The organism is Nitrosomonas sp. Nm33 (assembly GCF_900107265.1).
Classification (GTDB): domain Bacteria; phylum Pseudomonadota; class Gammaproteobacteria; order Burkholderiales; family Nitrosomonadaceae; genus Nitrosomonas.
In genome coordinates this window covers 25,393-41,745 of record NZ_FNPJ01000020.1, presented here as the reverse complement: position 1 = coordinate 41,745, position 16,353 = coordinate 25,393, and the positions used below count along the sequence as shown (strand labels likewise).

General features: G+C 42.7%; 17 protein-coding genes. 8 read left to right on the top strand and 9 right to left on the bottom strand.

What is annotated here, in order from left to right:
• The 3 genes from BLV54_RS06255 to BLV54_RS06245 form a co-directional block, all read left to right on the top strand.
• On the top strand, window positions 1-537 hold a 537-nt coding region (locus BLV54_RS06255; RefSeq protein WP_090569339.1), incomplete at its 5' end, for an IS5 family transposase.
• Between the two features lie 655 nt (window positions 538-1,192).
• The gene (locus BLV54_RS06250; protein ID WP_090569336.1) at window positions 1,193-1,531 is read left to right on the top strand and encodes a hypothetical protein; all 339 of its coding nucleotides are present in this window, start codon (window positions 1,193-1,195) and stop codon (window positions 1,529-1,531) included.
• Complete coding sequence (locus tag BLV54_RS06245) at window positions 1,528-1,767, top strand: type II toxin-antitoxin system HicA family toxin (protein ID WP_090569333.1); 240 nt, start codon at window positions 1,528-1,530, stop codon at window positions 1,765-1,767. Before BLV54_RS06250 ends, BLV54_RS06245 begins: the two co-directional genes overlap by 4 nt.
• Here the strand turns inward: BLV54_RS06245 and BLV54_RS06240 are convergent.
• Entirely contained in the window at window positions 1,764-2,639 is an 876-nt protein-coding gene (locus tag BLV54_RS06240; RefSeq protein ID WP_090569330.1) for a DDE-type integrase/transposase/recombinase, read from the bottom strand. The two genes, BLV54_RS06245 and BLV54_RS06240, sit on opposite strands and share 4 nt — an antisense overlap.
• A gap of 139 nt (window positions 2,640-2,778) precedes the next feature.
• Between BLV54_RS06240 and BLV54_RS06235 the strand changes: the two genes are divergently transcribed.
• Together BLV54_RS06235 and BLV54_RS06230 are read left to right on the top strand one after the other, a co-directional pair.
• Window positions 2,779-3,402: a hypothetical protein gene (locus BLV54_RS06235; RefSeq protein ID WP_090569327.1), complete on the top strand. Its 624-nt coding sequence runs from the start codon at window positions 2,779-2,781 to the stop codon at window positions 3,400-3,402.
• Window positions 3,386-4,480 (top strand): helix-turn-helix domain-containing protein, encoded by a 1,095-nt coding sequence (locus BLV54_RS06230; RefSeq protein WP_090569324.1) that lies wholly within the window; start codon window positions 3,386-3,388, stop codon window positions 4,478-4,480. The genes BLV54_RS06235 and BLV54_RS06230 overlap by 17 nt, the downstream gene beginning before the upstream one ends.
• Here BLV54_RS06230 and BLV54_RS06225 read toward each other — a convergent pair.
• Window positions 4,407-4,706, bottom strand: coding sequence for a histone H1 (locus tag BLV54_RS06225; RefSeq protein ID WP_218132328.1), 300 nt, complete (start codon window positions 4,704-4,706; stop codon window positions 4,407-4,409). The two genes, BLV54_RS06230 and BLV54_RS06225, sit on opposite strands and share 74 nt — an antisense overlap.
• A 168-nt stretch (window positions 4,707-4,874) precedes the next feature.
• Here BLV54_RS06225 and BLV54_RS06220 point away from each other — a divergent pair, with 168 nt between their 5' ends.
• Window positions 4,875-5,825 (top strand): hypothetical protein, encoded by a 951-nt coding sequence (locus tag BLV54_RS06220; RefSeq protein ID WP_090569321.1) that lies wholly within the window; start codon window positions 4,875-4,877, stop codon window positions 5,823-5,825.
• A 16-nt stretch (window positions 5,826-5,841) separates the two neighbouring features.
• The gene (locus BLV54_RS06215; RefSeq protein ID WP_090569318.1) at window positions 5,842-7,155 is read left to right on the top strand and encodes a hypothetical protein; all 1,314 of its coding nucleotides are present in this window, start codon (window positions 5,842-5,844) and stop codon (window positions 7,153-7,155) included.
• Between the two features lie 480 nt (window positions 7,156-7,635).
• On the opposite strand, the gene BLV54_RS06210 is transcribed toward BLV54_RS06215, so the two are convergent.
• Entirely contained in the window at window positions 7,636-8,433 is a 798-nt protein-coding gene (locus BLV54_RS06210; protein ID WP_176969696.1) for a Stf0 family sulfotransferase, read from the bottom strand.
• A 696-nt stretch (window positions 8,434-9,129) separates the two neighbouring features.
• Between BLV54_RS06210 and BLV54_RS06205 the strand changes: the two genes are divergently transcribed.
• Window positions 9,130-9,816: a hypothetical protein gene (locus BLV54_RS06205; RefSeq protein ID WP_090569311.1), complete on the top strand. Its 687-nt coding sequence runs from the start codon at window positions 9,130-9,132 to the stop codon at window positions 9,814-9,816.
• A 313-nt stretch (window positions 9,817-10,129) separates the two neighbouring features.
• On the opposite strand, the gene BLV54_RS06200 is transcribed toward BLV54_RS06205, so the two are convergent.
• The 6 genes from BLV54_RS06200 to BLV54_RS06180 all read right to left on the bottom strand — a co-directional run bounded on the left by BLV54_RS06200 (window position 10,130) and on the right by BLV54_RS06180 (window position 16,314).
• Window positions 10,130-10,480 carry a transposase gene (locus BLV54_RS06200; protein WP_090569310.1) on the bottom strand — a complete coding sequence of 117 codons (351 nt, stop codon included), beginning with the start codon at window positions 10,478-10,480 and terminating at the stop codon, window positions 10,130-10,132.
• A 29-nt stretch (window positions 10,481-10,509) separates the two neighbouring features.
• On the bottom strand, window positions 10,510-10,848 hold the full coding sequence (locus tag BLV54_RS06195; RefSeq protein WP_143032428.1) for a hypothetical protein: 339 nt from the start codon (window positions 10,846-10,848) through the stop codon (window positions 10,510-10,512).
• Window positions 10,849-10,889: 41 nt separating this feature from the next.
• A complete protein-coding gene (locus tag BLV54_RS16745) occupies window positions 10,890-11,021 on the bottom strand; it encodes a hypothetical protein (RefSeq protein WP_256329200.1) in 132 nt (43 codons plus the stop codon).
• Between the two features lie 423 nt (window positions 11,022-11,444).
• Window positions 11,445-12,461, bottom strand: a complete 1,017-nt coding sequence (locus tag BLV54_RS06190; RefSeq protein ID WP_090569304.1) for a tetratricopeptide repeat protein — start codon at window positions 12,459-12,461, stop codon at window positions 11,445-11,447.
• A gap of 9 nt (window positions 12,462-12,470) precedes the next feature.
• On the bottom strand, window positions 12,471-13,700 hold the full coding sequence (locus BLV54_RS06185; RefSeq protein ID WP_090569301.1) for a glycosyltransferase: 1,230 nt from the start codon (window positions 13,698-13,700) through the stop codon (window positions 12,471-12,473).
• On the bottom strand, window positions 13,675-16,314 hold the full coding sequence (locus BLV54_RS06180) for a glycosyltransferase family 2 protein (protein ID WP_090569299.1): 2,640 nt from the start codon (window positions 16,312-16,314) through the stop codon (window positions 13,675-13,677). The genes BLV54_RS06185 and BLV54_RS06180 overlap by 26 nt, the downstream gene beginning before the upstream one ends.
• Between the last annotated feature and the right edge of the window lie 39 nt (window positions 16,315-16,353).

Sequence of the window (16,353 nt, the reverse complement as noted above, 5' to 3'; positions counted from 1 at the left end):
TGGAACAGAATTTTCAAGGCACTGATTATTGATCCAGATTGGGAGTGGGAATTTATTGATGGCAGCTACGTTAAAGCGCATCAGCATAGTGCGGGGGCGGTAGGTCAAGAGCCGCAGGCCATCGGGAAAAGCCGTGCGGGTAACACTACAAAGATTCATTTGGCGGTTGATGGTTGTGGTTTACCAGTTGAGTTTGAGATTACTGGTGGAGAAGTGAATGATTGTTCTGTAGCACCACAGCTGATTGCCAAGTTACCTGATGCACAAGCGATTGTAGCGGATAAGGGCTATGACAGTGAGTGTATACGTGAGCAGATAATAAAGAAGGGAGCCAGGGCTGTGATTCCAAGAAAACGCAATTCGTTGAAGGGTAACGCAGATATGGATTGGGGCTTGTATAGATATCGACACTTGGTGGAAAACGCTTTTGCCCGACTAAAACAGTATCGGGCAGTGGCAACACGATACGACAAACTAAAGAGAAATTATGAAAGTATGGTTGCCATGGCATGCGGGTATCTGTGGCTACCTGTGTGAAATGTCAACAGACCGTAACTATTGCGCACACTCGAACATTAAAAAGCGCCGGTCGTTTTTCGCTTTGCTTTTTGCTGTCGGAGATAGGATTTTCACTCTGGCAAATACATTGTGTTGGTTATTAAAGCTTATTGTCCAGTCTTGCCTGACCGAGTGAAACTCAGCTCACTTGCACAAACACAGAATGCTTTTGAGCATATTTAATCTTAAATACGTTTTTTTACCTCTTTTTAGAAATTAAGCTGATCATATCCACTGTTAGCCTGTCATCTGAAGCACCATAATGCATCAACAGGTAAAATTATTTCGTACTGATTGAATCGGTATGAGGGAGATTTTGATAGATTATCGGTAGTGTCTCAGTTTGAATTTTTTAATATTTATAGTTTTATGGTCGTATTAATATTTATTAATACGACCATATTACTCCGTGCACAATGAAATTTATCTGAACAAGAACTAAATTTAGTTATCTAAAATTCTACTTGAACATAGCATGCGGTATTAGGCAACGCCTGTTGACAAACCTTGCTAATGCGATACTATGCAATAGTATTAGTTAAACTGTTAATTATATTTACAAAAAATAATAAATATTCATATTTATTAAACACTTACACAAAAGATATACTAAATAGCAAAAGGAGAAAGCGCCATGAAACCAAATGACTTGTTATTACGCTGCTATGCCAATAAAAATGGAGATCAATGGCAGGCGTTTTGTATTGATTTTGGATTGGCGGCTCAGGGAGATAGTTTTGATGAAGTTAAGGGAAAGCTTAACCTTATGGTTAAAGAATATTTGTATGATGCATTGTATGGAGAGGATAAGGCTTTTGCTGAACAACTTTTAAAACGTAAAGCTCCTTTTAAACAAATAGCTACATACTATTTTATATTGGCAATGAAACGATTCGGTATTTTTAAAAATGGATTACACAGGCTATTTAAAGATCCAATACCTTTGGTGCCAAAAAATTATGTGCATGGATGAGCGGTGCGCACCCTCCGCTTACTTGCAAAGAAGTTAAGCAAATATTAAAAAACCTTGGTTTTGAACTAAGACCAAGAAAATCAACATCTCATGAACAATGGGCTAAAATCAACGGAAGCATATTGTATAAAGTTACCGTTGATTGCCCCAAATCACCATTTAGCCAAGACTTAATAAGCTCAATGGCTAAACAGGCAGGCGTAAGTAAAAAGGAGTTTTACGCTGCTCTTGATTAGCTTTTTGTTTTGTATTTTCCTCTGCTTCTATCTTTTAACGCTTCTTTGTCATCAATTAATTCAACAATATCATTCATAGACCAAAGCGTATTAGATATACCTGCCGTCATTGCAGGCGTTGTTTTGAGCGTTTTGTGAATTCTCACAAAGTTATAATGCATGAAGTGTAATGCTACTGCGTGCGCTAAGTTCTCAATCTTTTTACTAAAGCCATTTGTTAATCTGGTAAATCTACGCATACCCATACGCATTGTCAGATTGTTACGTTCAACGTAGCTCGTAGAGATATGAGCAGCATCTGGATTACCTGCCATAACCCGCTTTTCTGCGCTAACGAATGCTGCCGGACTATAGCGTTTTTGTCCCTTGGTCTCTTCTCCATAGATTTTAACTAACATTGCGTAATCAACCATTCCACCAAAAAATTGCTCGACCGTGTTGATATAGCAGCCATAACCATCGGTAGTTAATTGAATGCGATCACTTAAACGGCTCGCCAGATCGCCTATAAATGCTTCCGCGTATTCATAATCACGTCGACCAACCAACCATGAAATAGCTAGTTTTGTATCTGCATCTATTGCGATCCAAGTATAAACATCACCATAACCAAGAATTCCTTTGTCTGCTGGCGCTACGTTCTTTTCTTTTGCGTAACAAAACGACCAAATCTCATCACATTGAACGCGCTTGCTTTTGATATTAACTAAATGCTCATCTTGGTACTCAGCGCATACCGTACCAGCGTCTATTAGCAACTTGGTCACGGTATTAATCGAAACATCAGCGATACGTGAGGCTGAGCGCATTGAATTACCTTCTACTAGCAGCGTTAATATCATTGCGCGTTTTTCAACTGAGAGTTTGTTCATGGATGGTTTTTTATTATCTTCAATTCATAATGAATTATACTTGAGCGTATAAGTATAAACAATGAATATTTTATATTTCTTAGTGAATTGTAACCAATTTGTGATAGTATATTGCATAAAACTTTTTCTGGGAGAATTTATGCTTATTGAATTTGATACTGCGCACAATGTTATGCGCCCTTATTTCAATGGACTTTGGAGTGTTATTAATGGTGCTTGGGAAGACTGGCAAATAGAAATATCACCAAAAGTAAAATCATTGACTAGCGCGCGCACGAGAGCATGCATGATTAATGATTTCATGCGTATCAGAGGAATTAGGCTAGCAGAAGAAAATGAATCAATAAATTTTCTTACTAAACAACAAATGTTTATTTTGGTTTTTAACCCACAAGATTTTTTCGGTTGTATAGGAATCAGACTAAAGAAATTTGATGAAGATGGCTTATCAAGAAACCAACCAACATTGCAAGTCCAAGAGTTTCGAAATCAGCTATTACTTCCAGGAATAGAGGCGACACATCATTTAGAAGCTGGATACATTATGGACAAATTTGGCTCATCAATCACATCAATTAATCTCGTCTGTCCATCTGGAGAGGCAAATTATTGGAATGCTGAAATTTTGCCTAATGCTATTAATCAGAATGTTGAAAATCTCTTTGCTCATGAGTCGCAGCAAATAGTTAAGGAAGCAAGGGTGCGTGTAAAGTCGGATAAGCTAGATAAGAAAGAGGGTGATAATTATGTTGAAACCACTTAATCCGGAAATGATAATTTTGGCAAGAGAATATAGAGCGTTGACGCAAAAGGAATTAGCTGATGCATCATCATTAAAACAACCGCAGATTGCCATGATTGAAGGTGGAATAGAAAATTCAGCCAGCATAGACACTATAAAAGCAATTAGTGAAGCATTAAACTTTCCGATTGAATTTTTTTACATGCCAGAAAACCGTCTTGGTTTTGGTTCAAGCTCTGTTTATTACAGAAAATCTAGTTCAATAACGGCGTCTGATAGAAGATATATTTCAAGCATAACTAATTTAATACGTATTGGTATTAGAAAATTTATGGATTTTGTTGAGATAGAATCTGACTTTTCTTTGCCATATATTGATTTGGAACAAGTTGATGGATCTCCAAGCAAGGCAGCTTCAATTATGCGTGCAACGTGGGGACTACCCGACGGACCAATTCAGAATTTGACGAATTTTGTGGAGCGCACAGGTGTAATAGTTGTAGAGGTGGATTTTGGTTTAAGAGGAATCTCTGGTACTAGCATACGCATAACAGATACTCCACCAATAATTTTTATTAGCAGCGCCTTAACACCAGATAGATACAGATTTACATTAGCTCATGAATTAGCACATCTTGTCATCCATGATGTGCCGAGAGAGACCATGGAAGATGAAGCTGATGAATTTGCATCAGAACTTCTAATGCAAAAACATGAATTTAAGATAAGCGCATCACAGTTCGGAAAACAGCCTACATTAAGAAATTTGATAGCTTTAAAACCATATTGGAAGGTAGCTGTGTCAGCAATGATCATGAGATTGCATCAACTTAATATGATTTCAGAAAATACAAAGAGAAGTTTATTCATTCAAATGTCTAATCTGAAAATGAGGCTTAATGAGCCACAGCCTTTCCAAAAAGAAAAGCCTATTTTATTTTCCAAATTAGTCAGATCTGCTATCGGAGATTTGACTAATGAGACTGACGTATCAAAGAATATTATGAAGTTACCGCAAGATGTCTTTAAATTTTTATACGCTTCTTCTTTGCATGAGGAGGCAAAACGGGAGTCATTTGCTCATCTGCGTCTTGTTTAGATTCCCATCTTTTATTAATCGCTTTTTTAGCAATTTCTGATCTTTGCTCTGAAGTAAGATTTTCTGCTCTTGCTTTCCCGCCTTTTCTACCGCCAAGCCGCCCAAGTTCTACAGCGGCTTTATTTTTTTCTTTCGGAACTGGTGTAACTGGCTCTTCTCCAATAGCCTCATCTACAATACGCTTTGCCAGTTGATTTAAGTCTAAATTTTTAGGTCGTTTGCTCATATCGGTATGATAGCATTGATATGAGCAAGTTCAATTCAGTCAAAATTCAAACTGAGACACTACCAGATTATCCTTATGTTTGACAGTCAAATGAACTTTCAGTACATTCAATTTTCATAAAAAGGTAGTTTATTATTCTTATGCACCAAAGATTTGCATACTTAATTCATGAACAAGCAACTATATTTACACATCGGAACACATAAGACTGGTACCACAGCCCTCCAGCATTACCTTAGCCACAACCGGGATGTGTTGGAGACAACTGGTTGGCTGTACCCCCGGAGCGGCTGTCCGGGGGGGGCTAACTACGGGCATCACGATGTTGCATCGTCGTTTCTGGGGCACGGCGAATTCGACATCGATGTATTACGCGAGGAGATCGACAGGTCTAAATGCAGCAGAATTATATTGAGCAGCGAGGAATTTGAATTTTGTCGCGACCCTAAACCAATCGCCCAGGCGTTCAATGATCTGGATGTGTGGGTGATTGTCTACTTCCGCAGACAGGATGACTTCGTACTGTCTGAGTTCAATCAGAACGTCAAGATGGGTTCGTACACTAAGTCATTGACTCTTTTCGCTAACAAGCTTGAGGGGCAGGGTCGTCTTGATTATTTCGCTATATGTTCAAGATGGGCCGGAGTTTTCGGCCATGAGCGTGTTCTTGCTAATATCTATCGGCCGAAGGAATCGGTGATCTCACACTTTTTTCGCTTGCTGGGGCTCAAATGCGACGCATGCATTGATCCACCCCGTATCCATTCCAATCTATCGGTGGATGCTAGGCTTATCGGGGTATTGCGTATTATTGGGCAATTGAGAGAAGAGGGCGTAAATGAAGCATTTTCCAAAGAAATACTGAAGTATGTGCGGGAATTTGGCAAATCTTTAGACCAGCAGCACAAGTTTTCCCTGATGAATATTACCGATCGCCGCCAGTTTTTTCAGCGCTTCCAAGCGTCAAATGCAGAGTTCTCCAAGCATTTCGCTGGTGGAGAAGAGTTTGCGGATCCTGGTGTCGAGAATGCGGAGGAGATAAAGGTCGGTGAAAATAATGTTCCTCTTTTACTCTTTAAAAATCTACTTTTGCGTCTGGCTAAGGGGAAAGTTATCTGACACTGAGGAGGATACTATGGATTTCTCATTGTCTCTAAAGAAATTGCAGCGTTCATTGCTATCAGGTGGTCTTTCGCTGCTAATAGCGGTCACATTATCCAGTGCACCAGTGGTAGCGGAAACTGTCACGCCTAGGCTGTTTCTTTATGATGGAGGAAAGATCTCTCACTTACAGGACGAAATGGCGGATGACAAGGATGGTGATGGACTCTTCTATTTAGCTAGCTGGAATCCAGCTCCGTCAGAGGTAAATCGAGGGAGAAATTCGTCTTTTCTTGTGAACTTCTGGGGGCAGGGTATCGGGTGTGAACCGTTGGTTGAAAACGGACCGGTGAGCAATGGGCCATTTGATTTGTTTGAGAAAGCTAAAGCCTTGACCGGCGTTGCTCTGGATACCAAGCATCCCTCTGCCCGCTGGACACCTGCTGGAAAGTCCCCTGGTTGCGCCGGAACTGCGCACTCGGCAACGGGTGACACATTTGTTCACGTGAATCAGCAAGGTCCGGGAGCCGGTGGCATCGGACTGTACACCTATACTGGACCGAGTCAGAAGGGAATGCCTTTCTGGCAGCCTAGAGGTGCATTGGGTCAGCGGGGATCGGGAGCCAACCAATTCAATGAGGGGACCTTTGCGGTTTTCCGCCTCAACAGGAAGGATAAAGACGCCATGGTGCCATGGGGGGGTGGGAATGGAACTCTGGAGATTACCACCAGACAATCCGTACCTCAGCTTTATGTCGAACCACGGAGCGATGATGCCTCTGTAGTACAGGCCAAGCAGCAGCTTACGTTAGGCTTTGCCAATTCCGCGTGTTCAGTGAGGGGCAAACAGAAACGTGGCTGCCAGATCAAATTCCTGTTCAATATTGCAATTCAGCGGGCGGGCGGCTGGCGAGAACAGGAAAAGCGCCACTTTTTTCGCGCGAAAGTGATGTTTGACCGTGGGCAAGGGGGATTGCCGGTGATATCTGGTCCGCTGGGAGCGTCGGGAAATACAACCACTGCCGCTGGTCGTGAGCAGGTACCATTGTGGGTCTCCAATGGAGAGCCAACACAATTTGAATCTTTTTCCAACAAAGTATTTTCTGTGTCTATCTCCCACGCTCAATTCAAGGATGCGCTGCGTTATGTCGCCGCCTCCAGGAAGCGAAAAGCATTTAATGACACAACACCAGTAGAGGTTGAAGAGTTGTTTGGCCCACACTGGAATGATCCACAATCTTGGCGTTTATCCGGGGCTGCGTTAGGGCAAGAGGTACATAACCCGGTCCCTGGGCGGGTGGCCTATATTGGGGGAAGTGTAACCGAGATCCGGTTGGAGGCGCGCTAATTCCACTTCTTAATCAAACCCGATTTTGTCGGCTCTCCTTGCCGTATTATTTATACTGTCAACGGCTCGCCTTCGTGTCATGTTTGATTTAGAAATGGAATAACTACGTTGTTGCGGCCTGAAGTGGCGAGGTAGCCACCGTACTTTCACCAATATCTGGCAGTATAGCTACGACAGGTTACGCACGAGGACTGTGTTGTAACCATTAACCCAATGCAATCCAGAAAGAATGTATATCGGAGCAGAGTGGGTCATGAAGGATTACCTGAACTAGTGCAATTCATATCTAAATTCCAAGAGCCCAGATTAATTTGAATCTGAGTTGGCAGAATTTAGAAAGGTCGCTTAACTGAGTTGTCACAAAATACTTGACCAGGTCAAACCGCTCCTCAGTAAATAAACCACATATGGAGCGAAAACTTTTGCTCCCTTTAGAGCCCAACTTTTGTTGTCTAATATAAAGACCCACACCGATTGTACTTACAATGTCTTCGTACTTCTCATCATTTCGTCTCGCTCAAGAGCAAATTTAGAGGCCCATTCTATGCTCTGACGGTCTCCAATTTTCTTGAAAATCGACTCAACCGAATTTGTTGAACGAGCTTCATTCTTAATATTAAGGTAATTAAATATTCGATCGATGACCTCATTGATGTTTTCATCGATTTCCTCATAAGTAATGTAAAGAGGAAAAATATTTGTCAGTAAAAAGAAACGTCGCCAGCGGGACTCCTGCACGGCAATATGCTTATACCACTTTTCCAGTTTTTTATAGTTATAATCAAGCTCATTAAGCTTCAACTTTTCCTCATTTTTATGTTTCACATTTGTATGGAAAACGCCAGACTCAGTTGCTTTGTAGAGAGAAACTGATTGAAGGTATAAATCACGGCGTATGAGATAGATATATTTGAACTGCCTAAATATTGCAGGTTTTTTCATCGCATTACAAAAATTTATGAATTGAAACCAGCTTACCTTCAAGCCTGAAACTCCATTTTTAGATTGAGATTTTTTAAGCATATTTTTCAAATAATCATCAGCATTATTTGCTGGTACATTCTTTAATATTTCTGGTATAAATTGATGATTCAGGTACTCATCAGGGGTTCCCAATAAATGGCTCTGCTTTATTAGATCGCACAAATAACTACTTCCTGAGCGGGGTGTCATAGCGATAATGTATTTCAACTTTGGATCTGTTATTTGATTAAATTTATCAGCCAATATTTGGTCCTTAGTTTCTTTAAGAAATAGTTCCGCAATATTTTTCTTCACGCTCATTCCTTAATCAATTTTGCAAGTAGTTTTTTCAAATGTGTATTGATCAATGTCTATATGCTATTAACTTATTACTTTGGAGTTGATAAGAAAGAATTATTTCAGGCGTTATGATATTGCATAGCCGTACTTCTTATTTGATCAACTAAATCCAGAAACGCTAAAATATCGTCTTTCCGTGCGCACTTTAGTGCGCCATGACATAAAATCTATCATGATTGCAACCAACGCTTGATTCTATTTTTTAGTATTTTATACTTCTTGATTCTGGCTAATAATTTTCCAATAAGAGGCATAATGCGGCATATGATGAGCTGTCTCCAATATGATCACAATAAATGCTTCATTATTGACATTAATAACAGGCAAAATGAACACTATATAGTGTACAAAAAATAAATGACCTTTTTGCTAAAGTGAAATATACGTAAAGCCGTATATTTAGTCAAACACGCACTGAATATGGTGACCAAATAAGCTCAGGCACTTTATTAAGTTCTTTTTTAAATAAGGTAATTCCTGGATTTTTCTAGGAATTACCTTAATTATTCATAAATTATGAAACATCCAAATTAGATTGTGTGTTCTGGAAGTAAAATTCAAATGTACTATCTTAATGGAATTAGGGTAGTATCATGAAATTGAAATTCTAATAAAATTTTATATTGATTTCTGCTAAAGGAGGTTCATAAGATGGGAAAAGGCATTCTACAAATTTTTTGGGAGAAAATGCAGGAGGCTCTTGGTGGGCAGAAAGCTTCTTCAGAAGCTACTCCTCCACAAGCTATTTCTCCTCAAACTACTCCTCCTAAAACTACTCTCCCTCAAGCTACTTCTCCTGAGGTAGAAGAAGTATCCAAAGTACCCAAAGTATCTGCAATACCAGTCAATCTGGCAGAACAACTTCGTGCCAAAATTGCGCAGAACGCCGCTTTTCTTTATGTTTTTGAAACAGGTGAAGCATCAACTACCCCGGATGGGATGATCTGTTCAAGTCATGTCGGTACAAATGGCGAAGCTGGTTATATTACTCTTGCCAAGGGTAATCCTAAAGCTGGTTCTGGTGGTGTTACAGGTGGTTACAGTATTCGTCTTCCTGATCAAATCGAAGCTGCTGCCAGCGGTCATCATATCGCCGTGAGTGTTATTGCTCGCGCTTCTGGCGGCGATCAATCACGCTTTGCCGTGGCTTACTCAACCAATGAGGTTGGTAATTCCGGCTGGCGCAAGTTTACTGCGGGTGCCGAATGGGCAGTTTACACCATGGAGTTTGATGTGAACGTCATGAAGGAAGGACGTGGAGATTTTGTAGGTATTCTACCCGACAGTGAAGGTAGTCCGGCTACTGATTTTTGCTATTTTGCTATTACCATATCCTGAGTACTGAGAAGTCTGCGCTTGCTTATTCCGTTTCCAAGTTAAACCTGACACGAAGGCGAGCCGCAGTAGTATAAATAATACGGCAAGGCGAAGCCGATAAAGTCGGGTTTGATTTAGAAATAGAATTCCTACTCAATGCTCCAAAAAATGCATATTAATTGATTGGATGGCATATAAAGCTGGCTGCGATTTCCATTGCTCCAGTTCGGTGAAATATCAATTCTCTTTGAAGTGAATCAATCAAGTAAGTATCTTGGAATCGGCCAAACCTGCTGATGAACGCTTCTATTCTTTTAGCCGGCGCTTTATTATTCTAATTTGCACTAGAAACTGCATTAATAATCCAATCCCAGCCGGTTATACTTTTGATTAAAGCCGGAGCATTTTCGAGATTACATAATGCACTAACCAAATGATTCTCGAGCGTATCGATGCTGTCAAATACGCGGTTATGAAAGTATTTTTCTCGCAGTTCGTCCCAAAGGTGTTCCTGCGGATTCAATTCAGGGGAATACGGTGGCAGGAATAACAAACGGATGTTCTCAGGCAAATCGAAATCCTTGCTTTTATGCCAGCCGGCACCATCAAGGATCATGATGACATGATCGCCAGGGTAACGACCAACAATAACGCCTGTCCGCAATGCGTCCGAAGCGGGCTTCATCCTGGAACATCAAGCGTAGCGGTCGATGATTACCCCACGCAGCGACCATTTCCTCTACCCGCTCCTGCCAAAACTTCATCAAGAATTTGGGCTTCCTGCTCAAGCGTGGCAATCGCACGGTTACGGAGCGCCCGTTTCGTTCGAGGTGCTTCCTCCTCGCAGCGAGCAACTCTACAGTAGCGCGTGCGCATGCTACACGTCCATCTAATGGAACGTCCAATAGCCTTCGCCGTTTCCTCTAACGACATTCCCAGTTCCAAGGGCAGCAATACCGCTTGTGCCGCCCTCAACTCCTCTGCTGTTTTTGCTGTTCTCAATAATTCCCGGGCCGTTACTAATTGATCTATTCCACTTGCTTTTCTTGCCATGATTTTTTCCTCGTAATTCATGGCTATATTGTTTCATTTCTTCATTTTTCAATGCAAATTGGAATAACACGATATCGACCTTTCTGTCGCCAATAGTAAGCACGCAATACACGGATGGCTAGCTGAGCAGAGAACATCGCTGGATGCTCAACGGAATAGTCAAAGTTGAGCATGAGATCAGCATCTCCACCGCGTACATCCCCAGTTAACCATGATCCGGACAGCAGGATGGCTTGCGCATCCAGTGCTACGGATTAAATGGCCTGCCCAAGGCAGTATCCATTTCTAAATCAAGCCTGACTTTGTCGGCTTCTCCTTGCCGTATTATTTATACTGTCTGCGGCTTGCCTTCGCGTCAGATTTGATCTGGAAATGGAATTGTTAATTAGAAAGAGGTAATATAAGAAGCAATATAAGTACTTAATATAGCAATACACTCCACCCTAACTTAAGGGTACCTCGAACAATCCAAGTCTCATTACAGCATTTCCTTACTCGCAAGAAATATTTTGTGAGCTCACTTTTCGTTCATTTTCCACTTTGTCTAGTCCATTCATTTGGAAGAATGTGTAGAACGCTCTTGCTGATAAAGAAAGTCATTTTCTGTCATCTGCTTCTGCTGGTGGCTCTGTGACTGCCTGGGAGGTAGCAGATTTCAGTTTAGCTTCCTGTTCGAGTGCAGCCAGATTTTCAATGGCGCCTTTATATCCAGGCTGGAGTTTGATGGCTTGTTCCAGTTCTTTGCGCGCGTTAACCAGATCTCCCTGAATGCGTAAGAGGTTGCCAAGATTGTTGTGCGCAGCTGAAGAGTTAGGCTGCAATGTAATGGCCTCGCGGTAGGCAGCAATGGCATCATCGAGCTTGCCCATGCGTTTGTAGGCGACACCAAGATTGATGTAAGCGGGGCCAAAGTCTGCTTTGATTTTCAAAGCACGCTTATGGAAGCTGATTGCTTTCTCAAGCTCACCACGCTCCTGGAAGAGTATGCCTAAGTCATTGTAATAGTCAGCGCGGTCCGGCGCCAGCATAATTGCTTGTTGAATGAGGGGGAGGGCGCCATCCAGATCTTTTTGAGTACGCAATGCCAGTCCAAGCCCATGAAGCGCCTCCGGTTGGTCAGCATTGAGCTGCAGCGCGACATGGTAGACCTTAACAGCTTCTTCCACCTTACCAGAACGTAGTAATTGGCCGGCCTGGATCAGCAGCTGGGCGATAGTATTGGGATTTTCGATGACACTTTCCAGTTTCTGGATACGCTCAGCTAGTTCGGCAGAGGGAAGCAAGGCATTCGCTCGCCGAAAATTTTGCAAGGCTTCAATTGCTCGGCCCAGTTGTTGCTGCGCCAGACCAATCTGGGCAAGGACAGCTGCTTTTGGCGCGACAGCCTTTTTTCTTCTGCTGCGGGAGATAGTTTTCCACACGCCCTGGAGAATCTTGAGCGCTTCCTCTGGCTGCCCTGTCCTGTTATGAATCATGGCAATGCCCATGGCTGCGGCAGCATTGCCAGGCTGTAATTTCATTGCTTCTTGGTAGAGGGATGTTGCGTTGGTGTAATCTCGACCTTCAAGGAGAGCGCCGGCTTCTTTTAAGATTTCTGTAAGTGTTTTAGTCATAGATTTTCACTACCATTCAAATTGTTTGATGAGCTGTTTGAATGCTGGATAGCAGATAGTATTAAAATCATAGCGAGAAACTACAGTTTGTCGCGCTGTGTTGCGTAATTCCCGATACTGTTCTGGATTACTTAATGCTTCGATTGCATAGTTTGCCAGAGTGGCTGGTTGATCGAATGGAAATAACAGGCCATTTTCACCGTCAATTATAACTTCCTGTACCGTTGGGGTGGCAGAAGCAATGACCAGACAGCCACTGGACATGGCCTCAAGCATGGACCAGGAAAGAATAAATGGATAGGTCAGGTAAACATGCGCTCGAGATATCTGCAATACTTTGAGATAATCATTATAAGGGAGGCGACCAGTGAAATGAACGCGTGATTGATCGATTTTATCAGCGATTTCGTCGAAGTAGCGTTGACGATACGTCTGGCCGGGTGGCGGTTGCTTGCCATAACTGACGTTATCACTGCCGACGATGATGACTTGACAATGAGGGCGCGCTTCAAGAATATGCGGCAGGGCGCGCATGAAAATATGAAATCCACGATAAGGTTCAAGACTGCGACTGACAAAAGTGAGTATTTCTTCTCCAGCGCGATGGGTAGAGCCATCAGGAAGGGTGATTGCTGCACTCGCATCTGGTGCAACCATAGCGGTGTCGATCCCGTCATGGATAACGCCGAGCCGCTCCTGATAATGAGCAGGAAAGCAACTGCGCTGCCAGGCTGTCGGACAATAGCCGCTATCGCAGGATTCCAAGGCTAATAATTGGGTGGCATTGAGACTGTGCACTCGAAAGATATCATCGAAATTCATCGGGAACTCCGGATCAAAGCCAACATCGGCACCTCTTACCCGATAGTAGTATTCGAATAAGCCAATGACTTTTGCCCCAGGGAAAATATCTTTTAGATAAAAAGCATCTCCCCAACCAGGATGGGCTATGATCAGATCAGGTTCCAGCCCTTGTCGCTTATGGGCAAGGAGTGTCTGCACGATTTGTTGTCCACGCCTGACAGCAGCATCGAAGTTGCGTGCATAGGGATGGATATTGTTACCAGTCGCACTCAGTGTTGGATAGGCGATAACTGGAATGTCTGGCAAAGGTATTGTATCCTCCATCCATTTGGCATCGCCGACACCATGTATCCGCATTTCTGGCTCGCGTGCCAAAGCTGCCGCAAAACGGCGAAATTGCCCAGGGAAATTAGGATGAACAAAAAGTATTTCCAACTTCTTTCTCTAGTTCGTTGCGTAGCCAGTCTGCCTGCGGCATTTGATTGACGATTTGCCATCCTATCAAATTCTCGGTGCTTTGTGTTTGCGTGAGGTATGGTGCCCAGAGGATATTCAATGTATGAGGATGAGCTTCGACTTCAATTTTCAGCAATGATTTATTGAAACAAATGGCGATTCGTATATCCGCTAGTCGCGTTGATCCGTCAGGAGTATCGAATGGATCCTGCCAGACAACAGCGCCGGCAGCTTTCAGGGATTGTTGCAATGTATCAATACGAGTTTTGTGTTGGGCTGAGATTTTGTGCGGTATGAGCAAGGCAACCCGCAGTGGCGGTGATTGAGGGTTGAATAATGGTCCAAGAGGGTTTGCAGCTGTTGTTTGCACTATGGGGCTACTGACGGTGGGGGCAAGATATTTTATAGCATCGGCTTTAGCCGCAAGATAGCCATCAAAATGGGGCCACCAAGATGCTTGACTCCATAGATCAGCATCATCCCTGATCCAGGCTAGGGTGAGGAGATCTTCGCGACAAAATATAGTTTTACCAATATCGTATTCAGGATGCCCAACGATTAGAATGTGAATATTGCGTATATTGTACCAGCCACGACTGGGAGGCAGAAAAACAATTTGCACTGAGGGGTAACAATGAAGTACTTGCTTGGCCAGTTTGCTCGCGTCGGATCGTAAATGAGTAGTTTTACCGTTTGCCAGAGGCTCATCAACGATAAAACCAACGGTCGGTTTATCGACCGTGAGGTGTTGATCGGCATTGAAGAGACTTGTCCAATAACGTTGTTTTAGCCATAAACCAGCGTGTGTCTGTAATACATCTGCGTTATTGATGAGACGATCAGTAATATCTCTGGCTCGCCCGGAAAGGCGAGTATAACCATGATGGTGTAGGGCCAGCAGATCGTTGCGGCAAATAATTTTCTTGTCGAGTTTGTTGCTAAGGCGCAGACAAAATTCTACATCTTCAAAACCATAGAAATAACCTGGATCAAACTTTCCCGCATGAAAAAAGTCTTTTTTGCGACAAAGCATGGCAGCGCCAGTGACAGCTGGAACAATCTGAGTAGAATATTCTGCCTCGTTTCTGTCGTCAGGGGTAGCTTCATAGGGCCAGTAGGCCGCATGGGAAAGTTTAAAGCGTACTCCCAAGTGTTGTACTAATGGTTGACCAAATAGTTGTTTATTATCTGTTGATTTGATCAGTTTTAGACCAAGCACACCGATTTTCTGATCATTTTCAAGAGTATCGACCATTGCTGGGAGTACATCCTGCAGCCAGATAATATCGTTATTTAGGAACAGTAGAAGTTTGCCACGAGCTTCTTCTGCTGCACGATTGCATGAGGCGGAAAAAGAATCGTTAAAAGATAGCGGTATAATGTGCAGCGGCAATTGAGATTGCCAACGATTAAGCAATCCAAGACTACCATCATCCGATGCGTGATCAACGACAATGAATTCAACGTTGGTCAGGCTATTTTTTATTTTCCAGCTTTCGAACAGGGCAGCAAGTAGTTTTTCTCCATTACGGTTTAGAATGATTACCGAAACTACTGGTTTATTCGGCCGCGCAATTTTTTTTGCCTGCCGTACTATCCTTTTTGGCAGGGAAACAATTTCGTCAAATGTTAAATAGTTTTTGGGTATCTTAACCAGTTGCCCACTGCCGCGTAATGGATGGTTTAACCCGGTAAATTCGACACTGATACGATGCTCTTTACCATCGAAGAGAATTTCTGGTGGTGTTAGTTGAAATCCGATAATACCCAGTCCTTCTTCTGGTAGTTTCAAGTGGTTTGCAACGTCGGGACGGTAAACATTAGGGCGAAAATGTTGAGCGATCTGGCCATCGATTATTAGGGTCAGTTCTACTGGGTTTGTTGGTTGATTCATGTCAAAAGCCCAGCCGTGTATGGCGTGTGCATTGAATCTCTCAAGATGCCCGATCAGTTTTTTCTTCGGTTGACAAGGTGAACCGCTTAGTTCAATTTCGCCACAGGAAATTCGTAAAGGGAGCGGTAAATTCTTTTGCGGGATGCGAAAATTTGCTAAATATTTATTTGGTTGTCCATTTTCTGTTGGCAAAGGAATCAGTGGTATCTGCTTACAAAAATTTCCCTCATGATCACTTAGAATCAGTTGGGGTAGAGGAGTGGGACGATGACTAAAGGCAACCCAGCCCTGAAAATGACCATCAACAAAGCTGACTTGACCATGACGATCGCCATGCTGGAATACTAATCGACTTTCAAGCAGCCAATATTGTGCTAAGTCGCTTGCTGTGGATTCGACAGTTTTTCGGTCAGGTTTGCACAACCGGGTAATGAGTTCATGTGGTGCCCCGTCAAATAACCGGGCTGGCAATGGTACAAGAAATCCCTTGGTAAGACCTGCTGGCCCACCTAGTGATTCCCGATAAATATCCGCTATGGGGAACTCGCAAGAAACCTTTGTCAGAATCTTGCCATCTATCAAGACAGCGACTTGAGCCGGTTTTGTGCCTGGAATAAAAGCACACTCCCTCAATAATCCATTATGTATAACTATCGGCGAAAGATATGGTGCTAGGTTATTTCCTTTAGTTTTTTTCATAAAAAAGCCCGCATATTTCTAAGCGGGCTTTTAAAAGTG